7 protein-coding genes are annotated in these 6,151 nt (G+C 68.3%); 3 read left to right on the forward strand and 4 right to left on the reverse strand.

Annotated elements, in window-relative coordinates; translation table 11 throughout:
• Nucleotides 1-96 precede the first annotated feature (96 nt).
• From ACFVDI_RS28435 to ACFVDI_RS28445, 3 genes are all read right to left on the reverse strand, one after another.
• Nucleotides 97-1,176: a branched-chain amino acid aminotransferase gene (locus ACFVDI_RS28435; RefSeq protein ID WP_378912234.1), complete on the reverse strand. Its 1,080-nt coding sequence runs from the start codon at nt 1,174-1,176 to the stop codon at nt 97-99.
• 118 nt (nt 1,177-1,294) lie between these two features.
• Entirely contained in the window at nt 1,295-2,350 is a 1,056-nt protein-coding gene (locus tag ACFVDI_RS28440; RefSeq protein ID WP_378912235.1) for a 3-isopropylmalate dehydrogenase, read from the reverse strand.
• Nucleotides 2,351-2,359: 9 nt separating this feature from the next.
• Nucleotides 2,360-2,527, reverse strand: a complete 168-nt coding sequence (locus tag ACFVDI_RS28445; protein ID WP_378912236.1) for a hypothetical protein — start codon at nt 2,525-2,527, stop codon at nt 2,360-2,362.
• A gap of 268 nt (nt 2,528-2,795) precedes the next feature.
• Between ACFVDI_RS28445 and ACFVDI_RS28450 the strand changes: the two genes are divergently transcribed.
• Nucleotides 2,796-3,365, forward strand: a complete 570-nt coding sequence (locus ACFVDI_RS28450; RefSeq protein ID WP_328531811.1) for a class I SAM-dependent methyltransferase — start codon at nt 2,796-2,798, stop codon at nt 3,363-3,365.
• Between the two features lie 118 nt (nt 3,366-3,483).
• Here ACFVDI_RS28450 and ACFVDI_RS28455 read toward each other — a convergent pair whose 3' ends face one another.
• A complete protein-coding gene (locus ACFVDI_RS28455; protein ID WP_378912237.1) occupies nt 3,484-4,179 on the reverse strand; it encodes a DsbA family oxidoreductase in 696 nt (231 codons plus the stop codon).
• Between the two features lie 159 nt (nt 4,180-4,338).
• Between ACFVDI_RS28455 and ACFVDI_RS28460 the strand changes: the two genes are divergently transcribed.
• Both ACFVDI_RS28460 and ACFVDI_RS28465 read left to right on the forward strand, forming a co-directional pair.
• Complete coding sequence (locus ACFVDI_RS28460) at nt 4,339-5,256, forward strand: ABC transporter ATP-binding protein (RefSeq protein WP_378912238.1); 918 nt, start codon at nt 4,339-4,341, stop codon at nt 5,254-5,256.
• Nucleotides 5,253-6,071, forward strand: coding sequence for an ABC transporter permease (locus ACFVDI_RS28465; protein WP_378912239.1), 819 nt, complete (start codon nt 5,253-5,255; stop codon nt 6,069-6,071). The genes ACFVDI_RS28460 and ACFVDI_RS28465 overlap by 4 nt, the downstream gene beginning before the upstream one ends.
• The last annotated feature ends 80 nt before the right edge of the window (nt 6,072-6,151 follow it).

Genomic DNA, 6,151 nt, shown 5'->3' on the forward strand with positions numbered 1-6,151 from the left:
GTGGCACGGGCGTGCCACCTCGGCCGACCGGAGTGACGCTTCGACCTGCGTACCTGACGCTTCGGCCGACGCGAGTGACGCCTCGGCCGTCGAGGGTCAGACGATCTTGCGCATCCAGCCGAAGGTGTCCTCGGCACGACCGAACTGGATGTCGACGAGCTGCTTGCGAATGGTCTTCCAGACCTCGCCGTCGCCGGCGGAGGCGATGGAGCCACCGTTGTAGACGAGCTCGCCGACCGGAGTGACGACCGCGGCGGTGCCGCAGGCGAAGACCTCGGTGATCTCGCCGGACTCGACGCCGGACTTCCACTCGTCGATGGCGAACTTGCGCTCCTCGACGGTGTAGCCGAGCTTGCCGGCCAGCTCGATGATGGAGGCACGGGTGATGCCCTCGAGGATGGTGCCGGTCTCGGGGGTGACGATCCGGCCGTCGGCGTGGACGAAGTAGAGGTTCATGCCGCCGAGCTCCTCGACGTACTTGCCCTCCTGCGCGTCCAGGAACACGACCTGGTCGCAGCCGTTGGCCGAGGCCTCGGCCTGGGCGACCAGGGAGGAGGCGTAGTTGCCGCCGGTCTTGGCCGCACCCATGCCGCCACGGCCGGCGCGGGTGTAGTCCTCGGTGAGCCAGATCCGCACCGGCTTCACGCCGCCCTTGAAGTAGGAGCCGGCGGGCGAGGCGATGACCATGTAGGTCACGTGCTGGGCCGGGCGAACGCCGAGGAACGACTCCGAGGCGAACATGAACGGCCGCAGGTAGAGGCTCTTCTCATCGGTCTCGGACGCCTCGGGCACCCAGCGCTGGTCGACCTTGACGAGGTCGAACACGGTCTGCACGAAGTCCTCGATCTCGAGGACGGGCAGCGCCAGCCGCTCACTGGATCGGGCCATCCGGGCGGCGTTCGCCTCGGGCCGGAAGGACCAGATCGAGCCGTCGGCATGCCGGTAGGCCTTCATGCCCTCGAAGATTTCCTGGGCGTAGTGCAGCACGGCTGCCGACGGGTCCAGGCTGATCGGCGCGTACGCCTCGATGCGACCGTTGTGCCAGCCCTGTTCGGGCGTCCACTCGACGGTCAGCATGTGGTCGGTGAAATGGTTGCCGAAGCCTGGGTTCGCCAGGACCTCCGCGAGCTGCTTGTCGGTGGCCGGTTGGGTCGACAATGTGGTGCTGATCTCCATGGGCATGAGATTAGTCCTGTTCTGCGAGAGCTGTGCTAATGCGGGCCGGGTAAGTGATGAGGACAGACGAAGGGCCGGGCGCAGAATCTCTGCGCCCGGCCCCGTCGGGGTTGAGCGTCTAGCTGGTTACGCGCGCGGCGATCGCGTCGCCGACCTCGGAGGTCGTACGCGGCTCGGAGCCGCGCTCGGAGAGGTCGGCGAGCACGGCGGCGTCGATGGTGGCGGCAGCCTCGGGGTGGCCGAGGTGCTCGAGCAGAAGGGCCCCGGACAGGATGGCCGCAGTGGGGTCCGCCTTCTGCTGGCCGGCGATGTCGGGGGCTGAGCCGTGGACCGGCTCGAACATCGAGGGGAACTCCCGGGAGGAGTTGATGTTGCCGGAGGCGGCCAGGCCGATGCCGCCGGTGATGGCAGCGGCGAGGTCGGTGATGATGTCCCCGAAGATGTTGTCGGTGACGATCACGTCGAAACGCGACGGGTCGGTGGCGAGGAAGATCATCACCGCGTCGATGTGGAGGTAGTCCACGGTGACGTCGGGGAACTCCTCGGCGACCTGCTGGGTGATCCGCCACCACAGCGAGCCGGCGTTGACGAGGACGTTGGTCTTGTGGACCAGCGTCAGCTTCTTGCGCGGGCGCGCCTGAGCGCGGGCGAAGGCGTCGCGTACGACCCGCTCCACGCCGTAGGCGGTGTTGACCGAGGTCTCGGTGGCGACCTCGTGCGGGGTTCCGACCCGCATCGCGCCACCGTTGCCGGTGTAGAGGCCCTCGGTGCCCTCACGCACGACCACGAAGTCGATCTCGCCCTTGTTCAGCACGTCGGTGGACAGCGGCGAGATCGCCCCCGGGAAGAGCCGGCTCGGACGGAGGTTGACGTAGTGGTCGAGCTCGAAGCGGAGCTTGAGCAGCAGCCCGCGCTCGAGGATGCCGGGAGGCAGGTTCGGGTCGTTGGGCTTGCCGCCGACCGCACCGAGCAGGATCGCGTCCTGCTCCTTGATCTCGGCGAGAACGGACTCGGGAAGCACCTCACCGGTGGCGAGGTAGCGCTCGGCGCCCAGGTCGTATCGGGTCTGCTCGAACTTCACCGGAGAAGCGACCTCGAGCACCTTCAGCGCCTCGGCGGTCACCTCCGGCCCGATGCCGTCGCCGGGGATCACTGCGAGGTTGGTCGTAGACATACGGCGAGACTAGTTGTCGTCGGGCTGCTGGCCGCCGTTGTCCCGCAGGTCGAGCGCCTGCTGGACCGCGGCGATGGTGTTCTCGACGCTGTGCGGGTTGTCCGGGTTGTGGCTCGCCGGGCCCCACTCGCGACCGCGCTCGATGTATTCAGTGCTTTCGGGGTACATCGCGTACATGGCTTCTTCCTTCACACTTCGGGGAAACAGAGGGGTGTGGGAGAGAAGCCGGGGTCTATGGGAAGACGGAAGCCACCGCGACGAGGTGGCTTCTCCTGCGGTCGTTACCGCCGGGCCCCGTCGCGGCGCTCGAGTACGAGAAAAATGCTCCGCATGGTGTTCTGACGTTAACCCGGGAGACGCCTCCAGGGAGCCGATCTGGACGAATGGTCCGCCATCCGAGACACCCGTGCGCCCGCTCACACGCGATATCGGGAAGACTGGTCCTGTGAGCGCACCTCCAGAGCTGCCAGACATCGTGACCCGCGCCTTCGACGTCTCCCGTCGCGCGGGCTATGTGTCGTTCTGCCGCAACGAGACCGGACGATTGCTGGCGACCCTGGCGGCCACGCGAAGCGGCACGATGGCGGAGTTCGGCACCGGGTGCGGCGTCGGCACCGCCTGGCTGCGCAGTGGCGTACGCGGCGCCGCCGCCCAGATCGTCTCCGCCGAGCTCGACGAGCACCTCGCCAAGGAGGCCTCGGAGATCTTCGCCGACGACGCGCAGGTCGAGGTGATCGCGGCCGACTGGGCGATCCTCCGCGACCGTGGGCCGTTCGCGCTGCTCTTCCTGGACGCCGAGACCCCCGGCGGGGTCTCCCCCGACCAGCTCGCCGACCTGGTCGAAGAGGGTGGCATCGTCGTCATCGACGACCTCATCCCCACCGACCTGTGGCCGCCGATCGTCTACGGCCGCGTCGACAGCCTGCGCGAGTCGTGGCTCACCGACGAGCGCTTCACCACCGTCGAGGTCATGGTCGCCCCCGACACCAGCGTCCTGATCGCTACCAAGCGCTGAGCGGGCCGGTTGGTTCGTCAAGGTATGCAGCCGAACCATCACTTCCCGTGCGGAGTTCCGCTAGGGATCCGTCGGTTGATCTGCATACCTTGACGAACATACACACCCGCCGCGACGGTCAGATCGCGCAGCCGTCGGGACCGCAGGCGTCCGCGTCGCCGACGAGCGTGAGCGTCGGCTTGGTCTCGGCATGCACCTTCTCCAGCAGCTGGCTGAACAGGTCGGTCGGCTGGGCGCCGGAGACGCCGTACTTCCCCTCGACGACATAGAACGGCACCCCGGTGGCGCCGTAGGCACGAGCCTGGTCGATGTCGGCCTGTACGTCGGCGGCGAACTCCTCGCTCGCGAGGACCTCGTCCACCCGGCCGGCGTCGAGCCCGACGCTCACCGCGGCCTGCTTCAGGACGGCGTGGTCGCCCATCGACTCACCGCGGGTGAAGTACGCAGCGAGCAACTCCTCCTTGAGCGCTGCCTGCTTGCCCTCGGCCTTGGCCAGGTGCAGCAGCCGGTGGGCGTCGATGGTGCGCGCGTGCGGGGTGTCCTCGTGACGGAACTCCAGACCGGCCGCGGCGGCGGGCACGTTGGCCTTCTTCATCAGCTCTCGGGCCTCGTCGACGGAGGTACCGAACTTCTTCGCCAGAGCCTCGACGGTGGTCTCGACCGGCACCTCGGGAGCGGTCGGGTCGAGCTCGAAGGAGTGGTAGACGATCTCGACGTCGTCGCTGTGCTCGAAGCGCTCCAGGGCTTCCTCGAGATGGCGCTTGCCGATGTAGCACCAGGGACAGACGACGTCGGACCAGACATCAATACGCATGTGACGGGAACGTTTGGTTCGGTACGAAACATTCCGCAACGAACCGATCTCCCCTGAGACGGTCTCAGGGGAGATCAGGGGAAGGCCCAGGAACCGTCCAGGGATGTGCCAGGGATCTGCCCGACGCGCGTGAGGACCCCGAGGCGCGAGGCTCGGAGCATGATCCAGATCGATGCCCTCACCAAGAGGTACGGCAGGTTCACGGCCGTCGACAACGTGACCTTCACAGCCGAGCCCGGCCGGGTGACCGGCTTCCTCGGCCCCAACGGCGCCGGCAAGTCCACGACCATGCGCATCCTGGTCGGACTCACCGATCCGTCCACCGGCAGCGCAGACCTCCTCGGCCGCCACTTCTCGCAGCTGCCCAACCCAGGCCGCGAGGTCGGCGTTCTCCTCGACGCCTCCGCCCAGCACGGCGGCCGCACCGGTCGCGAGATCCTCACGCTGGCCGCCCGCACCATGGGCCTGCCCAAGTCCCGCGTCACCGAGACCCTCGAGCGGGTCAGCCTGACCGAGGAGGAGGCCGGGCGCCGCGTACGCAACTACTCGCTCGGGATGCGACAGCGACTCGGGATCGCCACGGCCCTGATCGGAGACCCCGAGGTGCTGATCCTCGACGAGCCGGCCAACGGCCTGGACCCCGCCGGCATCCGCTGGATGCGCGACCTGCTGCGCGGCTTCGCCGACGACGGCGGGACCGTGCTGCTCTCCTCGCACCTGCTGCACGAGATCGAGGTGATCGCCGACGACATCGTGGTCATCGGCAACGGCCGGATCGTGGCGCAGGGCACCAAGCAGGAGCTGCTCGCCAGCGGCGAGACGTACGCCCGTTCCAGTGATCCCACCTCACTCGGCCGGGCGCTCCAGCGGGCCGGGTACACCGCCGAGATCACCTCCGAGGGCGCCGTCCGCAGCGACGCCGACCTCGCCACCGTCGGGCAGATCGCCTTCGACGCCGGGCTGGTGCTGGCCGAGCTCCGTGCCGCCGACGGCGCGGGCTTGGAGGAGATGTTCCTCCAGCTCACCGCCGAGACCCAGCGCGACCACCTCCAGACCCCGGAAAGGGAAGCAGCATGACCACCACGACCCTCGCCCCGGAGCCGGCGACCCCGGCTGCGGCCCACCGCCGCGAGCGGGCCGTACCGGCCCCGATCCCCTTCGGCCGCATCGCCGGCGTCGAGCTGCGCAAGATGTTCGACACCCGGTCGGGATTCTGGCTGATGGCCAGCCTGGTCGTGCTCTCCCTGGCCGCCACCGCGGCGACGATCGTCTTCGTGGACGCCGACAACCTCGACTACGAGGGCTTCGCCAGTGCCTGGGGCATCCCGATGTCGGTGATCCTGCCGATGATCGCGGTGCTCGCCGTCACCAGTGAGTGGAGCGCTCGCAGCGCGCTGACGACCTTCACCCTGGTGCCCGGACGCGGTCGCGTGATCGGCGCAAAGGCCGTGGTCACCGCCCTGGTCGGAGTCGCCGCCATCGCGGTCGCGGCACTCGTCGGTGCCCTGGGCTACCTCGGCGTGGCCACCGTCATGGATCTCGACCCCGTCTGGAACCTCTCCTTCGCCGAGCTCGCCCGGGTCACCTTGGCCAGCGAGATCGGGATGTTCATGGGCTTCATGCTGGGGATGCTCTTCCGCAACTCCCCCGCGGCCATCGTGGCGTACTTCGTCTACGCCCTCGTACTTCCGACCGTCTCCTCGGCACTCGCCTCCACCAACACCTGGTGGGCCGAGCACGCCACCTGGTTCGACCTCAACTGGGCGACGATGAACCTCTACTCCGAGATGACCGACAAGATGTGGGCGCAGCTGGGAGTCGCCGGCCTGATCTGGCTGATCGTCCCCACGCTCATCGGCCTCCGCCTCGTCCTCAGGTCCGAGGTCAAATAACCCGCCGAGTCGGCGCAACTGTCCCGCTCAAAACCGCCGAGTCGGCGCGTCTGTCCCAAGACTCTGGGACAGACGCGCCG

It is taken from the genome of Nocardioides sp. NPDC057767 (genome assembly GCF_042798275.1).
In the GTDB taxonomy this organism is placed as follows: Bacteria; Actinomycetota; Actinomycetes; order Propionibacteriales; family Nocardioidaceae; genus Nocardioides.